General features: G+C 61.0%; 22 protein-coding genes. 13 read left to right on the top strand and 9 right to left on the bottom strand.

Annotated features, from left to right (window positions below):
• Positions 1-24 precede the first annotated feature (24 nt).
• Together dgoD and HX817_RS20105 are read left to right on the top strand one after the other, a co-directional pair.
• Positions 25-1,173, top strand: a complete 1,149-nt coding sequence (dgoD, locus tag HX817_RS20110; protein WP_003213645.1) for a galactonate dehydratase — start codon at positions 25-27, stop codon at positions 1,171-1,173.
• A 180-nt stretch (positions 1,174-1,353) separates the two neighbouring features.
• Complete coding sequence (locus tag HX817_RS20105) at positions 1,354-2,658, top strand: MFS transporter (protein ID WP_177040944.1); 1,305 nt, start codon at positions 1,354-1,356, stop codon at positions 2,656-2,658.
• A 203-nt stretch (positions 2,659-2,861) separates the two neighbouring features.
• On the opposite strand, the gene HX817_RS20100 is transcribed toward HX817_RS20105, so the two are convergent.
• The 3 genes from HX817_RS20100 to trpB all read right to left on the bottom strand — a co-directional run bounded on the left by HX817_RS20100 (position 2,862) and on the right by trpB (position 5,482).
• Entirely contained in the window at positions 2,862-3,305 is a 444-nt protein-coding gene (locus HX817_RS20100; protein ID WP_003214903.1) for an anti-virulence regulator CigR family protein, read from the bottom strand.
• Positions 3,306-3,445: 140 nt separating this feature from the next.
• Positions 3,446-4,255, bottom strand: coding sequence for a tryptophan synthase subunit alpha (gene trpA / locus HX817_RS20095; protein WP_102367815.1), 810 nt, complete (start codon positions 4,253-4,255; stop codon positions 3,446-3,448).
• Positions 4,256-5,482: a tryptophan synthase subunit beta gene (gene trpB, locus HX817_RS20090; protein WP_177040942.1), complete on the bottom strand. Its 1,227-nt coding sequence runs from the start codon at positions 5,480-5,482 to the stop codon at positions 4,256-4,258.
• Between the two features lie 109 nt (positions 5,483-5,591).
• Between trpB and HX817_RS20085 the strand changes: the two genes are divergently transcribed.
• Entirely contained in the window at positions 5,592-6,488 is an 897-nt protein-coding gene (locus tag HX817_RS20085) for a LysR family transcriptional regulator (protein ID WP_008439584.1), read from the top strand.
• On the opposite strand, the gene HX817_RS20080 is transcribed toward HX817_RS20085, so the two are convergent.
• Positions 6,485-6,811: a YqjD family protein gene (locus HX817_RS20080; protein ID WP_003170746.1), complete on the bottom strand. Its 327-nt coding sequence runs from the start codon at positions 6,809-6,811 to the stop codon at positions 6,485-6,487. The two genes, HX817_RS20085 and HX817_RS20080, sit on opposite strands and share 4 nt — an antisense overlap.
• 156 nt (positions 6,812-6,967) lie before the next feature.
• Here HX817_RS20080 and HX817_RS20075 point away from each other — a divergent pair, with 156 nt between their 5' ends.
• Positions 6,968-7,183 (top strand): dodecin, encoded by a 216-nt coding sequence (locus HX817_RS20075; RefSeq protein WP_008439585.1) that lies wholly within the window; start codon positions 6,968-6,970, stop codon positions 7,181-7,183.
• A 117-nt stretch (positions 7,184-7,300) separates the two neighbouring features.
• Positions 7,301-7,528 carry a DUF1161 domain-containing protein gene (locus tag HX817_RS20070; RefSeq protein ID WP_003214893.1) on the top strand — a complete coding sequence of 76 codons (228 nt, stop codon included), beginning with the start codon at positions 7,301-7,303 and terminating at the stop codon, positions 7,526-7,528.
• Positions 7,529-7,646: 118 nt separating this feature from the next.
• Here HX817_RS20070 and HX817_RS20065 read toward each other — a convergent pair whose 3' ends face one another.
• Positions 7,647-8,648 carry an LLM class flavin-dependent oxidoreductase gene (locus HX817_RS20065; RefSeq protein WP_087694564.1) on the bottom strand — a complete coding sequence of 334 codons (1,002 nt, stop codon included), beginning with the start codon at positions 8,646-8,648 and terminating at the stop codon, positions 7,647-7,649.
• A gap of 217 nt (positions 8,649-8,865) precedes the next feature.
• Between HX817_RS20065 and HX817_RS20060 the strand changes: the two genes are divergently transcribed.
• Complete coding sequence (locus HX817_RS20060; RefSeq protein WP_008439587.1) at positions 8,866-9,297, top strand: OsmC family protein; 432 nt, start codon at positions 8,866-8,868, stop codon at positions 9,295-9,297.
• 113 nt (positions 9,298-9,410) lie between these two features.
• Complete coding sequence (locus HX817_RS20055) at positions 9,411-9,650, top strand: DUF1161 domain-containing protein (RefSeq protein ID WP_003214887.1); 240 nt, start codon at positions 9,411-9,413, stop codon at positions 9,648-9,650.
• On the opposite strand, the gene HX817_RS20050 is transcribed toward HX817_RS20055, so the two are convergent.
• Positions 9,651-10,073: a hypothetical protein gene (locus tag HX817_RS20050; RefSeq protein WP_177040940.1), complete on the bottom strand. Its 423-nt coding sequence runs from the start codon at positions 10,071-10,073 to the stop codon at positions 9,651-9,653.
• 142 nt (positions 10,074-10,215) lie between these two features.
• Here HX817_RS20050 and HX817_RS20045 point away from each other — a divergent pair, with 142 nt between their 5' ends.
• Positions 10,216-11,271: an aminopeptidase gene (locus HX817_RS20045; RefSeq protein ID WP_102367819.1), complete on the top strand. Its 1,056-nt coding sequence runs from the start codon at positions 10,216-10,218 to the stop codon at positions 11,269-11,271.
• A 96-nt stretch (positions 11,272-11,367) separates the two neighbouring features.
• Here the strand turns inward: HX817_RS20045 and HX817_RS20040 are convergent, their stop codons facing one another.
• Both HX817_RS20040 and HX817_RS20035 read right to left on the bottom strand, forming a co-directional pair.
• On the bottom strand, positions 11,368-12,021 hold the full coding sequence (locus HX817_RS20040; RefSeq protein WP_177009008.1) for an HAD family hydrolase: 654 nt from the start codon (positions 12,019-12,021) through the stop codon (positions 11,368-11,370).
• An 11-nt stretch (positions 12,022-12,032) separates the two neighbouring features.
• Positions 12,033-12,575, bottom strand: a complete 543-nt coding sequence (locus HX817_RS20035) for a gamma carbonic anhydrase family protein (protein ID WP_003214876.1) — start codon at positions 12,573-12,575, stop codon at positions 12,033-12,035.
• Positions 12,576-12,677: 102 nt separating this feature from the next.
• On the opposite strand from HX817_RS20035, the gene prlC reads away from it, so the two are divergent.
• Together prlC and HX817_RS20025 are read left to right on the top strand one after the other, a co-directional pair.
• The gene (prlC, locus tag HX817_RS20030) at positions 12,678-14,729 is read left to right on the top strand and encodes an oligopeptidase A (protein WP_003214874.1); all 2,052 of its coding nucleotides are present in this window, start codon (positions 12,678-12,680) and stop codon (positions 14,727-14,729) included.
• On the top strand, positions 14,726-14,998 hold the full coding sequence (locus HX817_RS20025; RefSeq protein WP_003214872.1) for a YheV family putative zinc ribbon protein: 273 nt from the start codon (positions 14,726-14,728) through the stop codon (positions 14,996-14,998). The genes prlC and HX817_RS20025 overlap by 4 nt, the downstream gene beginning before the upstream one ends.
• Positions 14,999-15,025: 27 nt before the next feature.
• Here the strand turns inward: HX817_RS20025 and HX817_RS20020 are convergent, their stop codons facing one another.
• The gene (locus tag HX817_RS20020; protein ID WP_177040938.1) at positions 15,026-15,712 is read right to left on the bottom strand and encodes a tyrosine-protein phosphatase; all 687 of its coding nucleotides are present in this window, start codon (positions 15,710-15,712) and stop codon (positions 15,026-15,028) included.
• A gap of 283 nt (positions 15,713-15,995) precedes the next feature.
• Between HX817_RS20020 and HX817_RS20015 the strand changes: the two genes are divergently transcribed.
• The 3 genes from HX817_RS20015 to HX817_RS20005 are packed head-to-tail and all read left to right on the top strand — an operon-like array spanning position 15,996 to position 19,819.
• Positions 15,996-16,736 (top strand): gluconate 2-dehydrogenase subunit 3 family protein, encoded by a 741-nt coding sequence (locus HX817_RS20015; RefSeq protein WP_003214869.1) that lies wholly within the window; start codon positions 15,996-15,998, stop codon positions 16,734-16,736.
• Positions 16,737-16,738: 2 nt separating this feature from the next.
• Positions 16,739-18,523: a GMC family oxidoreductase gene (locus HX817_RS20010; RefSeq protein WP_003214867.1), complete on the top strand. Its 1,785-nt coding sequence runs from the start codon at positions 16,739-16,741 to the stop codon at positions 18,521-18,523.
• A gap of 12 nt (positions 18,524-18,535) precedes the next feature.
• Positions 18,536-19,819 (top strand): cytochrome c, encoded by a 1,284-nt coding sequence (locus tag HX817_RS20005; RefSeq protein WP_177040936.1) that lies wholly within the window; start codon positions 18,536-18,538, stop codon positions 19,817-19,819.
• Positions 19,820-19,825 lie beyond the last annotated feature (6 nt).

The following is a 19,825-nucleotide window of genomic DNA, read 5'->3' as shown; positions in this document are numbered from 1 at the left end:
TCCATCTACAAGAGAGATAAGAAGATGAAAATCACCAAACTGACCACCTTCATCGTCCCGCCGCGCTGGTGCTTCCTCAAGGTTGAAACCGACCAGGGCGTGACTGGTTGGGGCGAGCCCGTTGTCGAGGGCCGCGCCCATACCGTGGCTGCCGCCGTCGAGGAATTGTCCGACTACTTGATCGGCAAGGACCCACGCAATATCGAGGACATCTGGACCGTGCTCTATCGAGGCGGTTTCTACCGTGGCGGCGCGATCCATATGAGCGCTCTCGCCGGTATCGACCAGGCGCTGTGGGACATCAAGGGCAAGGCCCTCGGCGTGTCGGTCAGCGACTTGCTGGGTGGCCAGGTGCGCGACAAGATCCGCGTGTATTCGTGGATCGGTGGCGACCGCCCGGCCGACACTGCCCGCGCCGCCAAGGAAGCCGTGGCCCGTGGTTTTACCGCGGTGAAAATGAACGGCACCGAAGAGCTGCAATTTCTCGACAGCTTCGAAAAAGTCGACCAGGCCCTGGCCAACGTCGCCGCCGTGCGGGATGCGGTCGGTCCGAACGTCGGCATCGGCGTCGACTTCCATGGCCGGGTGCACAAACCCATGGCCAAGGTGCTGATGAAGGAACTCGACCCCTACAAACTGATGTTTATCGAAGAGCCGGTGCTCAGCGAAAACTACGAAGCGCTGAAAGAGCTGGCGCCGCTCACCAGCACCCCGATTGCCCTCGGCGAGCGCCTGTTCTCGCGCTGGGACTTCAAGCGCGTGCTCAGCGAAGGCTACGTCGACATCATCCAGCCGGATGCGTCCCACGCCGGCGGTATCACCGAAACCCGCAAGATTGCCAACATGGCCGAAGCCTACGACGTGGCCCTTGCCCTGCACTGCCCGCTCGGCCCGATTGCCCTGGCAGCGTGCCTGCAGCTGGATGCGGTTTGCTACAACGCGTTCATCCAGGAACAGAGCCTGGGCATTCACTACAACGAGAGCAATGACCTGCTGGATTACGTGCGCGATCCGGGTGTTTTCGACTACGACCAGGGCTTTGTGAAAATCCCCAACGGGCCAGGCTTGGGCATCGAGATCAACGAGGAATACGTGATCGAACGCGCGGCCATCGGGCATCGCTGGCGCAATCCGATCTGGCGGCATGCCGACGGCAGCTTCGCGGAGTGGTAAACACCGCGAATTTGAGGTGAAAACCCGATCAATTTGGGAGCGGGCTTGCTCGCGAAGGCGGAGTGTCAGTCAACACATCCGCTGCAGGTAGACCGCTTTCGCGAGCAAGCCCGCTCCCACATTTGATTCGGTTTCTTCAGTAAGACCTGTCCTCAATAACCATAAGAAGAGGCAACCCCCATGCAATCCGAGTCCTTCACCGGGCAGGCTTCTTTAGTCACGCCCAGCCGAAAGCGTTTCTTCATCATGGTGCTGCTGTTCATCACCGTGGTGATCAACTACCTGGACCGCAGCAACCTGTCGATTGCCGCTCCGGCCCTGACCAGCGAGCTGGGGATCGACCCGGTGCATGTCGGGTTGATCTTCTCCGCGTTCGGCTGGACCTACGCGGCCATGCAGATTCCCGGCGGCTGGCTGGTGGACCGGGTGCCGCCGCGCATTCTCTACAGCGTCGCCCTGCTGCTGTGGTCGGTGGCCACGGTGATGCTCGGTTTCGCCGCCAGCTTCATCGCGCTGTTCGTATTGCGCATGGCGGTGGGCGCCCTGGAGGCCCCGGCCTACCCGATCAACAGCCGCGTGGTCACCACCTGGTTCCCCGAGCGTGAACGGACCACGGCGATCGGCGTTTATACCTCCGGGCAATTTGTCGGGCTGGCGTTTCTCACGCCGGTGTTGGCCTGGCTGCAACACACCTTTGGCTGGCACATGGTGTTTGTCGCCACCGGCGGCGTGGGCATTGTATGGGCGTTGATCTGGTACGCGGTGTACCGCGAGCCACGGGATTTCAAAGGCGCGAATGCGGCGGAAATCGAGCTGATCCGCGAAGGCGGCGGGTTGGTGGACATCCAGGCGCAGGCGGCCAAGGCACCGTTCAGCTGGGTCGACCTCGGCATCGTGTTGAGCAAGCGCAAACTGTGGGGGATCTACCTGGGGCAGTTCTGCCTGAATTCCACGTTGTGGTTTTTCCTGACGTGGTTTCCGACCTACCTGGTGAAATATCGCGGCATGGACTTCATCAAGTCCGGCCTGCTGGCGTCGCTGCCGTTTCTGGCGGCGTTTGTCGGGGTGCTGTGTTCGGGGCTGTTTTCCGATTGGCTGATTCGCCGGGGAGCGTCCGTGGGGTTTGCGCGCAAGTTGCCGATCATTGGCGGGCTGTTGATTTCCACGGCGATCATCGGCGCCAACTTTGTTGATTCCACGGCGTGGGTGATTGCGTTTCTGGCGGTGGCGTTTTTCGGCAATGGCCTGGCGTCGATCACCTGGTCGCTGGTGTCGACCCTGGCGCCGGCAAGGCTGCTGGGGCTGACCGGAGGGGTGTTCAACTTCATCGGCAATCTGTCGGCGATTACCACGCCGATCGTGATTGGCTTTCTGGCGACCGGGGATTCGTTTGCGCCGGCGATTACGTACATCGCGGTGCTGGCGTTGTTGGGTGCGTTGTCCTACATCTTGTTGGTCGGCAAGGTCGAGCGTATCGAGATTTAGGCGACTGCTGCGGCGAGGGGGCTTGCTGTGGCGAGGGAGCTGGTGTGGCGAGGGAGCTTGCTCCCGCTGGAGTGCGCAGCGCTCCCAGGATTTTGGGGCCGCTGCGCAGCCCAGCGGGAGCAAGCTCCCTCGCCACACCAGCTCCCCAGCCACACCAGCTCCCCAGCCACAGCAAGCTCCCTCACCACAAAAGCCGTCCGGCTCTAGTACAGCGCGCCATCCAGAATCTGATAGACGATGCTGGTGCCAACGGCGATCAATACGATGTCCCCACCCGAACGGCGCCATTCATAACCAGGGTATTGCGGCAGATGGCCCAGCGCCCGTGGGTCCAGACGCTCACCATAGTAGTTTGGCGGCAGGCGCTGGCCGCGCACCAGGTGGATGCCGGGAGGCGGCGGCGCGCCACGGCGGAAGTCGCCATGGTTGTCGCGGATGACCTGTCTCACAGGACCAAAGTCCTGAGGCGGCCCGCCACGGTGGTTGTCCTGCGGCCCGCGATGGTCATCGCCACGTTGATCGTGCTGGCCCTGTGGGCCACCACGGTCAGGTCCGCCACCCTGATCATAGGGCGCAGCTTGGACCAGGGCGCTGGCGCCAAGCACCAGCACACCTACACCTGCAATCAAACGTTTGGGGATTTTCATGGGGCTGTTTCCTCAGTACTGCACGAACAAAAAAGGGATTTCGAACCGGGTTCGAAATCCCTTGGTCTTGTTAGCTTAGGTGCTGATTTGCCAGCATGATTCCTCTGTATCAGGAACTTTACCTACCGCTTACGAGCCGCTTACTTACGGGCGTTGCGTACACCTTCCGACAGCGCCGAGCACAGGGTCAATACACCGTCGATGGCCTGTTGATCATTGCTGGCGTTGGCGATGTGGTCGATCAGTGCCGACCCCACCACCACACCGTCTGCCAGGCGGGCGATTGCAGCGGCCTGCTCCGGGGTGCGGATGCCGAAACCGATGCTGATCGGCAGGTCGGTATGCCGACGCAGACGGGCCACGGCCTCTTCGACGTGTTCCAGGGTCGCGGCGCCTGCGCCGGTCACACCGGCCACCGAGACGTAGTACACAAACCCTGAGCTGCCGTTGAGCACGGTCGGCAGGCGCGCGTCGTCGGTGGTCGGCGTGGTCAGGCGGATAAAGTCGATACCGGCAGCCTGGGCCGGGTCGCACAGCTCGCCGTTATGTTCCGGCGGCATGTCGACCACGATCAGGCCGTCGACGCCGGCTTCTTTCGCATCGCTGATGAAGCGTGGCACGCCGTACATGTGGATCGGGTTGAAGTAGCCCATCAGCACCAGCGGCGTGTCGCTGTTGCCCTCGCGGAACTCGCGAACCATTTGCAGGGTTTTCGTGAGGTTCTGCTTGGCGGTCAGCGCGCGGATGTTGGCCAGTTGAATGGCCGGGCCGTCAGCCATCGGGTCAGTGAACGGCATGCCCAGTTCGATCACATCGGCGCCGGCCGCCGGCAAGCCCTTGAGGATCGCCAGCGAGGTGTCATAGCCCGGGTCGCCAGCGGTGACGAAGGTCACCAGGGCGGCGCGGTTTTGTTCTTTCAGTTGCGCAAAACGTGTTTGCAGGCGGCTCATTTAGTGTTTCTCCTGCTTGGACTGTTCCATGTGGTGCATCACGGTTTGCATGTCTTTGTCGCCACGGCCGGACAGGTTGACCACCATCAGGTGATCTTTCGGCAAGGTCGGCGCGCGCTTGAACACTTCGGCCAAGGCGTGGGCGCTTTCCAGTGCAGGAATAATCCCTTCCAGGCGGCAGCATTTGTGAAAGGCGTCGAGGGCTTCATCGTCGGTCACCGAGGTGTACTGGACTCGACCGATGTCGTGCAACCAGGCGTGTTCAGGGCCGATGCCCGGGTAGTCGAGGCCCGCTGAGATCGAGTGGGCGTCGATGATCTGGCCATCGTCGTCCTGCAACAGGAAGGTACGGTTGCCGTGGAGCACACCCGGTACGCCGCCGTTGAGGCTGGCCGCGTGTTTGCCGGTCTCGATGCCGTAGCCGGCCGCTTCAACGCCGATGATCTCGACGCTGGTGTCATCCAGGAACGGATGGAACAGGCCCATGGCATTGGAACCGCCGCCGATGCACGCCACCAGGCTGTCGGGCAGACGGCCTTCCTGGGCCTGCAGCTGGGTACGGGTTTCCTTGCCGATCACGGCCTGGAAGTCGCGAACCATCGCCGGGTACGGGTGCGGGCCGGCCACGGTGCCGATCAGGTAGAAGGTGCTGTCGACATTGGTCACCCAGTCACGCAGGGCTTCGTTCATCGCGTCTTTCAGGGTGCCGGTACCGGCGACTACCGGGATCACTTCAGCGCCCAGCAGCTTCATGCGAAATACGTTGGCCTGTTGGCGCTCGATGTCGGTGGTGCCCATGTAGATCACGCATTGCAGGCCAAAACGCGCGGCGACGGTGGCGGTGGCCACACCGTGCATGCCGGCGCCGGTCTCGGCGATGATGCGTTTTTTACCCATGCGCCGCGCCAGCAGGATCTGGCCGATGCAGTTGTTGATCTTGTGGGCGCCGGTGTGGTTCAGCTCTTCGCGCTTGAGGTAGATCTTGGCGCCACAGCAGAACTCGGTCAGGCGCTCGGCGAAGTACAGCGGGCTTGGGCGTCCGACGTAGTCGCGCTGGAAGTAGGCCAGTTCTTCGTTGAAGGCCGGATCGATCTTGGCCGCTTCGTATTCGCGGGCCAGGTCAAGGATCAACGGCATCAGGGTTTCCGCCACGTAGCGGCCGCCGAACGAACCAAACAGGCCATTGGCATCCGGGCCGTTGCGTAAATCGGTCTGGGTCTGAGTCATGGGACGCTCCAGGTAGAAAATGTGTAAGAGGCAATGACGGTCACTCTACCCCTGACGCTTCCACGTGAAAACCGATAAGATCGCCACAACCTGTCAGGAAAACTCACAGATGAGCCGAGACCTCCCACCGCTGAATGCTTTGCGCGCTTTTGAGGCGACTGCGCGCCTGAACAGCGTTAGCCAGGCCGCTGAGCAACTGCATGTGACCCATGGTGCGGTCAGCCGGCAGCTCAAGGTGTTGGAAGAACACCTCGGCGTCAGCCTGTTCGCCAAGGACGGGCGCGGCCTCAAACTCACAGATGCCGGCATTCGTCTGCGGGATGCGAGTTTCGAGGCGTTCGAGCGACTGAGGGACACCTGCGCCGAGCTCACGCAAAGCAGTGCCGATGCGCCGTTTGTGCTCGGCTGCTCCGGCAGCCTGCTGGCGCGCTGGTTTATTCCGCGTCTGGGGCGCCTGAACGCCGAGTTGCCGGATTTGCGCCTGCATCTGTCGGCGGGTGAAGGCGATCTTGACCCACGCCGCCCCGGCCTGGACGCGCTGCTGGTGTTCGCCGAACCTCCATGGCCGGCGGATATGCAGGTGTATGAATTGGCCAGCGAACGCATCGGCCCGGTCATGAGCCCGCGTTTTGCCCATTACGAGCGATTGCGCCAGGCGCCTCCCGAGGCGCTGCTGAGTGAGGCCCTGTTGCACACTACCTCACGCCCGCAAGCCTGGCCCAGCTGGGCGCAGCACCATGGGATCGACGCTGGCGCGTTGAAGTACGGTCAGGGGTTTGAGCATTTGTATTATTTGCTGGAGGCGGCGGTGGCCGGGCTGGGGGTAGCAATTGCGCCTGAGCCGCTGGTGGCAGAGGACCTGCGAGCGGGTCGCCTGGTTGCGCCGTGGGGTTTCAGTGAAACCCCGGCGCAACTGGCGTTGTGGCTACCCAAGCGCGCCGCAGATGGGCGCGCCGGGCAACTGGCGCAGTGGCTCAAGGCTGAGCTTGCGCGCCAGGACGTTTAATCGCCGCGTTTGCACAGCAAGTAGGCCGCCAGCAGACCCAGCGCGCCGACGGCAACACCGGCGGTAGTCCATGGATGCTCTTGCGCGTAGTCCCGTGTTGCAACACCGGTTTCGCGGATTTTGACTTTGCTTTCTTCATAGGCATCGCTGATCAGGTGGCGAGAATGCTTGAGGGCGTTCTCGGCATTGCTTTTCAGGGCCTTCAGGGTTTTGCGCGACTCGTCAGACGCATCGTCCTTGAGGCTTTCCAAAGATTTGAGCAGGCTCGAAATCTCGGCTTCCATGCTTTCCAATGACGCTTTGCGTAAAGAGGTGTTGGCCATGTGGGCTCTCCTGGAGTGATTGAGTGGCGTGTGTTGTTTCCGACTGCGGCGGTTTCAGAAAGTGCAGTAAATCTGAACTTTCACATCGCAATAGCCGCCAGAAGCAGTACGAGAATTCACTGCTAGTCTTGATTAACGACCCCAGGAGAAAAACTTATGAGTGATCATCACACCTACAAGAAAGTCGAACTGGTGGGCTCTTCCGCGACCAGCATCGAGGAGGCCATCAACAATGCCCTGGCTGAAGCCAGCAAGAGCATCAAGCACTTGGAGTGGTTTGAAGTGACCGAAACCCGTGGCCACATCAAGGACGGCAAGGCAGCGCATTTCCAGGTCACCCTCAAGGTGGGGTTCCGAATTGCCAGTAGTTGATTGAGCCGGTTGAACTTGCGCGCTGGCCGATTGCCATAAACTCCGCTACAACCTTTAGGCACGTCGACGTGACGAGCGTCGGCGTGCTTCCTTTCGATCAACCCAAGGAAGTGACGGATGAAGAACTTTTTGTTGGCGGTAGGTTTGTTGAGCATTGCGGGCACGGCCCTGGCGGCGGGCAAGCCTTGTGAAGAGCTGAAAAGCGAGATTGCGGCGAAAATCGACGCGAAAGGCGCTTCGGGCTACTCCCTGGAAATCGTGGACAAAGGTGCTGCACCTAGTGACCACACGGTTGTCGGCAGCTGTGAAGCCGGTACCAAGGAAATCGCCTACAAGCGCGGGTGATCCCGTGTTGCAGACGTAAAAAACCGACGCAAGTGCGTCGGTTTTTTTATGCCTGCGATCCCTCGCTCCGCGTGGGAATGAAGCCTGGGATGCTCTGCGTCCCGCCTCACTCCTGGATTCAGCCCTTCATGACCTGCGCCAGCAGCTCGTAGGAATGAATCCGGTCGGCATGTTCGTACAGGTCACAGGTAAAGATCAGCTCATCAGCGCCGGTCTGCTCCACCAGCACCTCCAGCTTGGCGCGGATCTTCTGCGGGCTGCCCACCATGGCCAGGCCGAGGAAACTGCCCACGGCGTCTTTCTCATGGGGCAGCCACAGGCCGTCCATAGTCTTGACCGGCGGGCGCTGCACCAGGCTTTGCCCACGCATCAGCGCGAGAATTCGCTGGTACACCGAGGTGGCCAGGTAGTCGGCTTGCTCATCGGTGTCGGCGGCCACCAGCGGGATGCCGAGCATCACGTAGGGCTTGTCCAGCACGGCCGAAGGCTTGAAGTGGTTGCGATAGACGCGAATCGCTTCATGCATCAGGCGCGGTGCGAAATGTGAGGCAAAGGCGTAAGGCAAACCGCGCTCGCCTGCCAGCTGCGCACTGAACAGGCTGGAGCCCAATAGCCACACAGGGACGTTGGTGCCGGTGCCGGGTACGGCGATCACTCGTTGGTCCGGAGTGCGCGGGCCGAGGTAGGCCATCAGTTCTGCCACGTCTTCCGGGAAATCATCAGCGCTGCCGGAGCGTTCACGGCGCAGCGCGCGGGCGGTCATCTGGTCGGAGCCTGGTGCGCGGCCAAGGCCCAGGTCGATGCGGCCCGGGTACAGGCTTTCCAGGGTGCCGAACTGCTCGGCGATCACCAGCGGTGCGTGGTTGGGCAGCATCACGCCACCGGAACCGACACGGATCGTCGAGGTGCCACCGGCCAGGTAACCCAGCAATACCGAGGTCGCCGAGCTGGCGATGCCGTCCATATTGTGGTGTTCGGCGACCCAGAAACGGTTGTAGCCGAATTTTTCCACGTGCTGGGCCAGGTCCAGGGAATTGCGCAGCGACTGCGCCGGGCTGCCGTTGGCACGCACGGGCACGAGGTCGAGGGTCGAGAACTTTACGTCGGACAGCGATTTCATAAGCCTGCTTCTCCAATGGGGGCGCAGGCTTCTTAGACGAACCAAAACCTGCCGCTTCATGTGCATGTCCTATGCAATGAGGGCATATACCCGAGATTCAATAGCGATGGTGAAATTTCCTACTTAATCGCTAGGTTTCTCCGACAAGATGAACTTTGCCGTGGCGTCTATCCTCAGAACCCTTACTGACGCAAAACCACCGTTCGAGGAGACCGCTATGAGTATTGTTAAAAAAGCATCCGCGCATTGGGAAGGCGACCTGAAGACTGGCCTGGGTTCCATTTCCACCGAAACCGGCGTTCTGCGTGAAGCGCCTTACGGCTTCAAGGCCCGTTTCGAAGGTGGCAAGGGCACCAACCCTGAAGAACTGATCGGCGCAGCCCATGCCGGTTGTTTCTCCATGGCGTTTTCCATGATTCTCGGCGATGCCGGGCTCAAGGCCGACAGCATCGACACCCAGGCCGAAGTGACCCTGGACCAAGTGGACGGTGGCTTTGCGATTACTGCCGTGCACCTGACCCTCAAGGCGAAGATCCCGGGCGCCAGCCAGGCGCAGTTTGATGAGCTGAGCAAAAAGGCCAAGGAAGGATGCCCCGTGTCCAAGGTACTGAATGCAACCATTACCCTGGATGGCACGCTGGTTAGTTGATGCAACCCCCTTGCAGGGGTGAGCTTGCTCGCCCCTGCAGGTGCAAATGTGGTCGAATAGCCGATTGCAGACTCAGCGCACACCCGTGCGCGTGCATTCAGGGAGCTTCACACATGAAACGTATTGCCTTGGCGGTTATCTGCTGTGCACTGGCCACGTCGGCGCTGGCGGCGCCAAAAGATTGTGAAGAGCTCAGGAAGGAGATCGAGGTCAAAATCCAGGCGAATGCCGTTCCGTCCTACACCCTCGAAATCGTCACCAAGGAAGAAGCTGACAAGCACGACAGCGCCATGGTTGTCGGCAGCTGTGAGAATGGCACCAAAGCCATCGTCTACCAGAAGAACAACGACTGATCAGATGCAGTTGACGCTACGTTCTTCGGCCAGCAATTGACCCGCTTTGTTGTACAGCCGGATATTCGGGTTGTAGCCCAGTGAGCGCCCTTCCAGGCGATAGCGCTGGCCCGCCTCGAAACGGTCGTATTGCAGGGTCATGAAGCAGGTACGGTCAGTGGTTTGGCCAAACCCGCCGAAACTGCCGCCGGTAGGCACCTCGAAATCAAAACGTACCATCAGCTCATGGCTGCCAGGCGGCATTTGGAAGAAGCGCCCGTCGTTCAGGTTTTTCCCGTCCAGGCGTTGCGCCATTACCAGCTTGGCGCCGGGTGTCGGGGTAGTGAAGTCGACCCAGGCTTGGAGTGGATCAACCGGCGGTAGTGGCGTCGACGCACAGGCACTGAGAAAAATCGCGGCGACGGGAAGCAGTAGCTGACGCATGTTAAGCACTCAACTGTAGGAATGGTTTTTTGAACGGCTGCGTTCGGGAGCACGCTCCCTATGAGTATAAACACGCCACGCCATGGAAAAATTCCCCACAGGCGAGATAGTCTGGCGGGATGGTTACCGGCGAGAGGTTTTAATGGTCAGGCGTTTGCTTCCCGGCTTGATGCTGCTGTTGCTCAGTGGCTGTTCCAGCGTCAGTTATTACAGCCAACTGGCAGACGGCCAATGGCAATTGCTGCGTGCCCGGGAGCCGGTCTCCGCGGTCGTCGCCGACCCGTCCCGGCCACAGGTGCTGCGCGAGCACTTGGCGCAGTCGCAGAAAGCCCGCACCTTCGCCAGCGAACACCTGCACCTGCCGGATAACCAGAGTTACCGGCTGTATGCCGATATCGGCCGCCCTTACGTGGTCTGGAACGTGTTCGCCACGCCTGAATTTTCCCTGTCCCCGCAAACCCACTGCTTCCCGATTGCCGGTTGCGTGGCCTATCGCGGCTACTACAACCAGGGCGCCGCACGCGGCCAGGCGGCTTTGTTGAAGCAGCAAGGGATGGATGTGTCGATTGGCGGCGTGGAGGCCTATTCCACCCTCGGCTGGTTCAACGACCCGATCATGAGTTCGATGATGAGCTGGGGGGACGAGCGCCTGGCCACGCTGATTTTTCATGAGCTGGCGCACCAGCGGTTTTATGTGAAGGACGACACCGAGTTCAACGAGTCGTACGCCACCTTCGTCGAGCAGGAAGGTACCCGGCAATGGCGCGCCGCCCAAGGCTTGCCGCCTGCCAGCGAGTCAGCGTTGAAACAGCGCGACCAGTTCACCCGGCTGGTGCTCGATACCCGCAAACGCCTGGAGCAGTTGTATGCGCAGCCGCTGACGGCAGATGCCATGCGCCAGGCCAAGGCCGCTGAATTCGAGCGCCTGCGCCGTGACTACCGGCACATGCGCGATAGCCAGTGGGGTGGCGACAAGCGTTATGACGCCTGGGTCAACCTGCCGATGAACAACGCAAGGTTGCTGCCGTTTGGGCTGTATGACCAGTGGGTGCCGGCGTTCGTCGCGTTGTTCCGGCAGGAAGGCGGGGATTGGCCGAAGTTCTTTGCGGCGGTGGAGAAGCTGGGCGGGTTGCCGGTGGATCAGCGCAAGGCGGCCCTGAGGGCGTTGGAGGGATCCGGGCAAGTGGTTGGCCGGTAGGGCCTCATCGCGGGCAAGCCCGGCTCCCACATTTGACTGAGTTGTCTTGTCCGACCGTGATCAAATGTGGGAGCTGGCTTGCCTGCGATAGCGCATTCAAGGCCGTTGCAAAAACGCCTGATGCAGCTCGGCCAACGTTTCGAAATGCCAGGTCGGCGCCTCGGCACTCAGCTCTTCATGGCTGCCAAACCCATAACCCACCGCCGCCGAATCCAGCCCATTGCTGCGGGCCCCGATCAGGTCGTGCTTGCGGTCGCCAATCATCAAGGTGCTGGCCGGGTCCAGGCTTTCTTGCGCCATCAGGTGGGCAATCAGCTCGACCTTGTTGGTGCGCGTGCCGTCCAGCTCGCTGCCGTAGATCACCTTGAAGTGCTTGGCGAAATCAAAATGCCGGGCGATTTCCCGGGCAAATACCCAAGGCTTGGACGTGGCTACATACAGCTGACGGCCCTGGCCATTCAATTCCTCAAGCAGCGGCATCACGCCGTCGAACACGCGGTTTTCGTACAGGCCGGTGACCTTGAAGCGCTCGCGGTAGAAATTCACCGCCTCCCAGGCCTTGGCTTCGTCGAAGCCATAAAACTGCATGAACGCTTGCAGCAGCGGCGGGCCGATAAAGTGCTCGAGTTTGGTCAGGTCCGGCTCATCGATCCCCAGTTTGGCGAGGGCGTACTGGATCGAGCGGGTGATGCCTTCGCGCGGGTCGGTGAGGGTGCCATCGAGGTCGAACAAAACGGTCTGGTAATGCATGGGTGTCCTTGTCATTGGTCGAAGCCTTCGGCCAGGTGCAGGTCTTTGAGCTTTACGTAGTTCGCGGCGCTGTAGGTGAAAAATGCCCGTTCCTTGTCAGTCAGCGGGCGGATTTGTTTAACCGGGCTGCCAACATACAAAAAACCGCTCTCAAGTTTCTTGCCCGGCGGCACCAGGCTGCCGGCGCCGATGATCACCTCGTCTTCCACCACGGCGCCGTCCATCACAATGCTGCCCATGCCGATCAGGATCCGGCTGCCTACCGTGCAGCCATGCAGCATGACCTTGTGGGCAATGGTCACATCGTCGCCGATCAGCAGCGGGAAACCATCAGGATTGAAGGGGCCTGCGTGGGTAATGTGCAGCACGCAGCCGTCCTGCACGCTGGTGCGCGCACCGATGCGGATGCGGTGCATGTCGCCGCGGATCACCGTCAGCGGCCATACCGAGCTGTCGGTGCCGATTTCGACGTCGCCGATCACCACCGCCGATGCATCGACGAAAGCCCCGGCGGCCAGGGCCGGCGTGTGATTCTGGTAGGTGCGAAGGGTCACGATAGGCTCTCTCTCTTCTGCTGATAGCTGCGGTGGGCGTTGATTGTAATTAAGATGGCCCCATCTTTGTTCTTACATGTTTCTTCAGCCAAGGTGCCAACCGTGAGCGCGAACAACCCTCTTCTGCAGTCCTACGACCTGCCGCCGTTCTCGGCGATCCGTGCCGAGCACGTGCAGCCGGCCATTGAACAGATCCTCGCCGACAACCGCGTCGCCATCGAAGGCATCCTGCAAAGCCAGGGTAAAAATCCGACCTGGGCCGGGCTGGTCCTGGCCATGGACGAACTCAATGACCGCCTGGGTGCCGCCTGGAGCCCGGTCAGCCACCTGAATGCCGTGTGCAACAGCGCCGAACTGCGGGAAGCCTACGAGGCGTGCCTGCCGGCACTGAGCGCCTACTCCACCGAGATGGGCCAGAACCGCGAGTTGTTCCAGGCCTTCGACGCCCTGGCCAACAGCCCGGAAGCCGCCGGCTTCGACGTGGCGCAAAAAACCATCCTGGAACACTCCCTGCGGGACTTCCGTCTGTCGGGTATCGATTTGCCGCCTGAGCAGCAAAAGCGTTATGCCGAAGTGCAGAGCAAGCTCTCCGAACTGGGCAGCAAGTTCTCCAACCAATTGCTCGATGCCACCCAGGCCTGGACCAAGCACGTCACTGACGAAGCAACCCTCGCCGGCCTGACCGATTCCTCCAAGGCGCAAATGGCTGCGGCTGCCCAGGCCAAGGGCCTCGACGGCTGGCTGATCACCCTGGAATTCCCAAGCTACTACGCGGTGATGACCTACGCCCACGACCGCGCCCTGCGTGAAGAAATCTACGCAGCCTACTGCACCCGCGCGTCGGACCAAGGCCCGAATGCCGGTCAGAACGATAACGGCCCGGTCATGGAACAGATCCTCGACCTGCGTCAGGAGCTGGCGCAACTGCTGGGCTTCGCCTCGTTCTCCGAGCTGAGCCTGGCCACCAAAATGGCCGAGTCCAGCGACCAGGTGCTGAGCTTCCTGCGGGACCTGGCCAAGCGCAGCAAGCCGTTTGCCACCCAGGACCTGCAACAGCTCAAGGCCTATGCCGCCGAACAAGGCTGCGCGGACCTGCAAAGCTGGGACAGCGGTTTCTACGGCGAAAAACTGCGTGAGCAGCGTTACAGCGTTTCCCAGGAAGCCCTGCGCGCCTACTTCCCGATCGATAAGGTACTCAGCGGCCTGTTCGCCATCGTGCAACGCCTGTATGGCATCGAGATCGCCGAGCAGAAAGGCTTCGACACCTGGCACCCGGATGTTCGCCTGTTCGAAATCAAGGAAAACGGCCAGCACGTCGGCCGCTTCTTTTTCGACCTGTATGCCCGCGCCAATAAGCGTGGGGGTGCCTGGATGGACGGCGCCCGAGACCGTCGCCGCACGGTTGATGGCGTGCTGCAAAGCCCGGTGGCCAACCTGGTGTGCAACTTCACCCCGGCCGACAGCGGCAAGCCTGCCCTGCTGACCCACAATGAAGTGACCACGCTGTTCCACGAATTCGGCCACGGCCTGCACCACCTGTTGACCCGTGTCGAGCACGCCGGCGTGTCCGGCATCAACGGCGTGGCCTGGGATGCGGTGGAGTTGCCGAGCCAGTTCATGGAGAACTGGTGCTGGGAGCCGGAAGGCCTGGCGCTGATTTCCGGTCACTATGAAACCGGTGAGCCGCTGCCTCAGGACCTGCTGGAAAAAATGCTCGCGGCGAAGAACTTCCAGTCCGGCCTGATGATGGTTCGCCAGTTGGAGTTCTCGCTGTTCGACTTCGAGCTGCACGCTACCCACGGCGATGGCCGCAGCGTGCTGCAGGTGCTGGAAGGTGTGCGTGATGAGGTGTCGGTGATGCGTCCGCCCGCCTACAACCGCTTCCCCAACAGCTTCGCGCATATCTTCGCTGGCGGTTACGCCGCGGGTTACTACAGCTACAAGTGGGCGGAAGTGCTGTCGGCCGATGCCTTTTCCAAGTTCGAAGAAGATGGCGTGCTCAATGCCGAGACTGGCCGGGCGTTCCGCGAGGCGATCCTGGCCCGTGGCGGTTCCCAGGCACCGATGGTGCTGTTCGTCGATTTCCGCGGACGGGCGCCGTCGATTGACGCACTCTTGCGCCACAGCGGCCTGAGTGAGGACGCGGCAGCATGAGTGAAGCACCTGTGAAAACCAAAAAACGCTTTATCGCCGGGGCAGTCTGCCCGGCGTGCAGCGAGCCGGACAAGTTGATGATGTGGAGCGAGGACGATGTTCCGCACCGCGAATGCGTGGCTTGCGGCTATTCCGACACGCTGAATGAACAAGGTCTGTCAGTGCCCAAGGAATTGGGTACGCGGGTTAATACGTCGGCGTTGAAAGCACCGGACCCCAAGGTGCAGGCGGTGCAGTTCTTCCCTAATCCGAAGCTGAAAAAAGACTGACCGAGAAGCGCTCCCTGGGTTGATGGCTCAGGGAGCGACCACCCAGGCGGTTTTTTCCTCGGCCGGGTCTTTGGCGTTGTCCGCGGTATTCAGCCAGCTTTTCATCGAGCACAGCGCAAAGGCGCTGGTGCTGCATTCGCCGTTGGCCAGTGCAGTGCGTAACTTGTCGACATCCGCCTTCATCATGTAGCGAACGCCGTCCTTGAAGCCGCTACTGGCGCCGAAGCCGCCCAAGGTCATTTCGTTCAGCGCGTCTTCCTTGCTCCATCCCTGAATCACCACCCGATACATCGCCGCCATCAGGCCCGTGCGGTCGGAGCCGTGTTTGCAGTGCATCAGCACCGGGCCGTTGGCTTCGGCATCCTGAATCGCGCGCAACGCTGCGAGCACATCGGCGTCATCGACATGGTTGGTGCGATAGGACAATTGCACCTGGTTGATGCCGGGTGATTTCAGCCAGTTGGCATCTGACTCGGGCAAAAAGTTGATCACCGTACCGATCTTGAGCTTTTCCAATACAGGAACAGCACCGCTATCCGGCAGCGCGCTGCGATAGAGCGTGGGCGACATTTGATACAGGTTGTATTGATTGCCCACAGGCTGGGCCCATTCCGATGAACGGATGGGCGTGAGCTCTTCGGCCTGGGAGGGTGCGGTGGTGAACAACGCCATGAACACGAGGCTGAGGGCAGGCAGCAATTGATTCTTGAACATGCGCGATGTAACCGAATAGGAAGGGGCTGATGGGGCCCAGATTCGCCTACAGGGGGTCAATGCCGCGTGAGGTGCTCGTCAAAGAATCGTGAATAAGCCGGCTCCGAGCAGGTTTTTTCGCGCTGAATCGATTTTCCCCGATCCTTAGCCTGCTATCCTTTGTAACTATTGATTGCTGCTGTGTTCTATCCCCTTGGGTCCTTTGGATCCCATTTACTGCCAAAACTATAAGTCGTTCCTCGAAGCGGCTGATAAATCCGTGACCACATGATGAGGTGCCACCATGTCTGATCAAGATCAAGACAACCCCCGGCGTGAGTTTTTACGCAAATCCTTGACCTTGATCCCCGTGGTCACTGTCGCCAGCACGGGCCTGGGCGGTTCGATGCTGATGGCGGTTCCCGAACCGGCTCAAGCCAGCCCGGAGAAGGCGCCCGTCAGCAGCAAGGCCTATGAGCCGAGCTATTTCACTGCCGAGGAATGGGCCTTTATCAACGCGGCCGTTGCGCGCCTGATCCCGGCGGACGACCAGGGCCCAGGCGCCCTGGAAGCCGGCGCGCCGGAATACATCGACCGTCAGATGAACACGCCGTACGCGGCGGGTGCCCTGTGGTTCATGCAAGGCCCGTTCAATGCCGACGCGCCGCCTGAAATGGGCTGGCAGAGCAAATTGGTGCCCAAGGAGATCTATCGCCTGGGCATCGCTGCCACGGATGCCTGGTCGAAAGCGATGAACGGTAAGCTATTTGCCGAGCAAGACAGCGCTACCCAGGAAAAGTTGTTGCAGCGCCTGGAGGCCGGCGACGCGCAGTTCGACAGCGTCCCGCCGAAGATTTTCTTCAATCTGTTGCTGCAAAACACCAAGGAAGGGTTCTTTTGCGACCCGGTCCACGGTGGCAACAAAGGCATGGTCGGCTGGACCATGATCGGCTTCCCCGGCGCCCGCGCCGATTTCATGGATTGGGTTGAACGCAACGAGCAATACCCCTTCCCGGCTGTTTCGATCCGTGGCGAGAGGGCGTAAACGTGGCGACCATCATGAAGAAAGTGGATGCAGTGATTGTCGGCTTTGGCTGGACCGGCGCGATCATGGCCAAGGAGCTGACGGAAGCTGGCCTCAACGTGGTAGCGCTGGAGCGCGGCCCGATGCAGGACACCTACCCGGACGGCAACTATCCCCAGGTCATCGACGAACTGACCTACAGCGTGCGTAAAAAGCTCTTCCAGGACATCTCCAAGGAAACCGTGACCATTCGCCATAGCGTGAATGACGTGGCGATGCCCAACCGCCAACTGGGCGCTTTCCTGCCTGGCAACGGTGTCGGCGGTGCAGGCCTGCACTGGTCCGGCGTGCACTTTCGGGTGGACCCTATCGAGTTGCGCATGCGCAGCCATTACGAAGAGCGCTACGGGAAAAACTTCATTCCCAAGGACATGACCATCCAGGATTTCGGCGTCAGCTATGAAGAGCTGGAACCATTCTTCGACTATGCCGAGAAAGTCTTCGGCACCTCCGGGCAAGCCTGGACGGTGAAAGGCCAGTTGGTGGGCGAAGGCAAGGGCGGCAACCCTTACGCACCGGATCGCTCCAATCACTTCCCGCTGGAATCGCAGAAGAACACAGTCTCCGCACAGCTGTTCCAGAAGGCCGCCACGGCCGTGGGGTACAAACCCTACAACCTGCCTTCCGCGAATACATCGGGGCCGTACACCAACCCTTACGGCGCCCAGATGGGCCCGTGCAACTTCTGCGGCTTCTGCAGCGGTTATGTCTGCTACATGTATTCCAAGGCTTCGCCGAACGTGAACATCCTGCCGGCCTTGCGCCAGGAACCCAAGTTCGAACTGCGGCCCAATTCCCACGTGCTGAAGGTCAATCTCGACAGCACCAGGAGCAAGGCGACCGGCGTGACGTATGTCGACGCCCAGGGGCGGGAATGCGAGCAGCCGGCGGACCTGGTGATCCTCGGTTCCTTCCAGTTCAACAACGTGCGCCTGATGCTGCTGTCGGGCATCGGCAAACCCTACGACCCGATCTCCGGTGAGGGCGTGGTGGGCCGCAACTTCGCCTACCAGAACATGGCCACCATCAAGGCGTTCTTCGACAAGGACGTGCACACCAACAACTTCATCGGTGCCGGCGGCAATGGCGTGGCGGTCGATGACTTCAACGCCGACAACTTCGACCATGGGCCGCACGGCTTTGTGGGCGGCTCGCCGATGTGGGTCAACCAGGCGGGCAGCCGGCCGATTGCGGGCACCTCCAACCCGCCGGGCACGCCGGCCTGGGGCAGCGCGTGGAAGCGCGCCACGGCTGATTACTACACCCATCAGGTGTCGATGGATGCCCATGGCGCCCACCAATCCTACCGTGGCAACTACCTCGACCTGGACCCGGTTTACCGCGATGCCTACGGCCTGCCGCTGCTGCGCATGACCTTCGACTGGCAGGAAAACGACATCAAGATGAACCGTTTCATGGTCGAAAAAATGAGCAAGATCGCCGAAGCGATGAACCCCAAGGCGATTGCCTTGCTGGGCAAAAAGGTGGGCGAGCACTTCAACACCGCGTCCTACCAGACCACCCACCTCAACGGTGGCGCGATCATGGGCACCGACCCGAAAACCAGTGCCTTGAACCGCTACCTGCAGTGCTGGGACGTACACAACGTGTTTGTCCCGGGCGCTTCCGCGTTCCCACAAGGCTTGGGCTACAACCCTACGGGCCTGGTGGCGGCATTGACCTACTGGTCGGCGCGGGCAATTCGCGAGCAGTACCTGAAAAACCCCGGCCCACTGGTTCAGGCATAAGGAGCGATGACCATGAAAGCATTTGTTATCGCGTCCCTGGCTTTGTTCAGCAGCTGCTCGGTGAGTGCGGCTGAAACCGATCTGGTCAAACAGGGTGAATACCTGGCGCGCGCCGGTGACTGCGTGGCCTGCCACACCGCCAAGGGCGGCAAACCGTTCGCCGGTGGCCTGCCGATGGAAACCCCGATCGGCACCATCTACTCCACCAACATCACCCCGGACAAAACCGGCCTGGGCGACTACAGCTTCGAAGACTTCGACCAGGCCGTGCGCCATGGCGTCGCCAAGAACGGTAGTACGCTTTACCCGGCGATGCCCTACCCGTCCTACGCGCGGGTCAGCGAAAGCGACATGCAGGCGTTGTACGCGTACTTCATGAAGGGCGTGGAGCCGGTGGCGCAGGTGAACAAGGACAGCGACATTCCCTGGCCGTTGAGCATGCGCTGGCCGTTGGCCGGATGGCGCTGGATGTTCGCCCCCAAGGTTGAGGACTACCAGGCCCAGGCGGGCGCCGACCCGGTGATCAGCCGTGGCGCTTATCTGGTAGAGGGACTTGGCCACTGCGGTGCCTGCCATACGCCACGGGCCCTGACCATGCAGGAAAAATCCCTGAGTGCGTCGGATGGCAGCGCTTTCCTGTCCGGCAGTGCGCCGCTGGAAGGCTGGATTGCCAAGAGCCTGCGGGGCGACCACAAGGACGGCCTGGGTAGCTGGAGCGAGGAGCAACTGGTGCAATTCCTCAAGACCGGGCGCAGTGATCGCAGTGCGGTGTTTGGCGGCATGAGCGACGTTGTGGTCCACAGCATGCAGTACATGTCGGAAGAGGACCTGACGGCTATCGCCCGTTACCTCAAGACCCTGCCGGCGGTGGATCCCAAGGACCAGCCGCACCAGTACGACAAACAAGTCGCCGACGCGCTGTGGAAGGGCGATGACAGCAAGCCGGGTGCCTCGGTGTACATCGACAACTGCGCGGCGTGCCACCGTACCGACGGCCACGGCTACACCCGCGTGTTCCCGGCGCTGGCGGGCAACCCGGTATTGCAGACGGCGGATGCGACGTCGCTGATCAACATCGTGTTGAACGGCGGCACGTTGCCGGCGACGCATACGGCACCTTCGACCTTCACCATGCCGGCGTTTGCCTGGCGGCTGTCGGATCAGGAAGTGGCGGATGTCGTCAGTTTCGTTCGGGACAGTTGGGGTAATAAGGGAGAGACTGTAAAGGCTTCGCAAGTGAAAGACTTGCGAAAAGATGCAGTAACTACCGAAGCTGATCAAACTTCAGAGAAGTAGTGTCAG

This window comes from Pseudomonas sp. C6002 (genome assembly GCF_013385805.1).
In the GTDB taxonomy this organism is placed as follows: Bacteria; Pseudomonadota; Gammaproteobacteria; order Pseudomonadales; family Pseudomonadaceae; genus Aquipseudomonas.
This window is presented reverse-complemented; position numbering and strand designations above follow the sequence as displayed.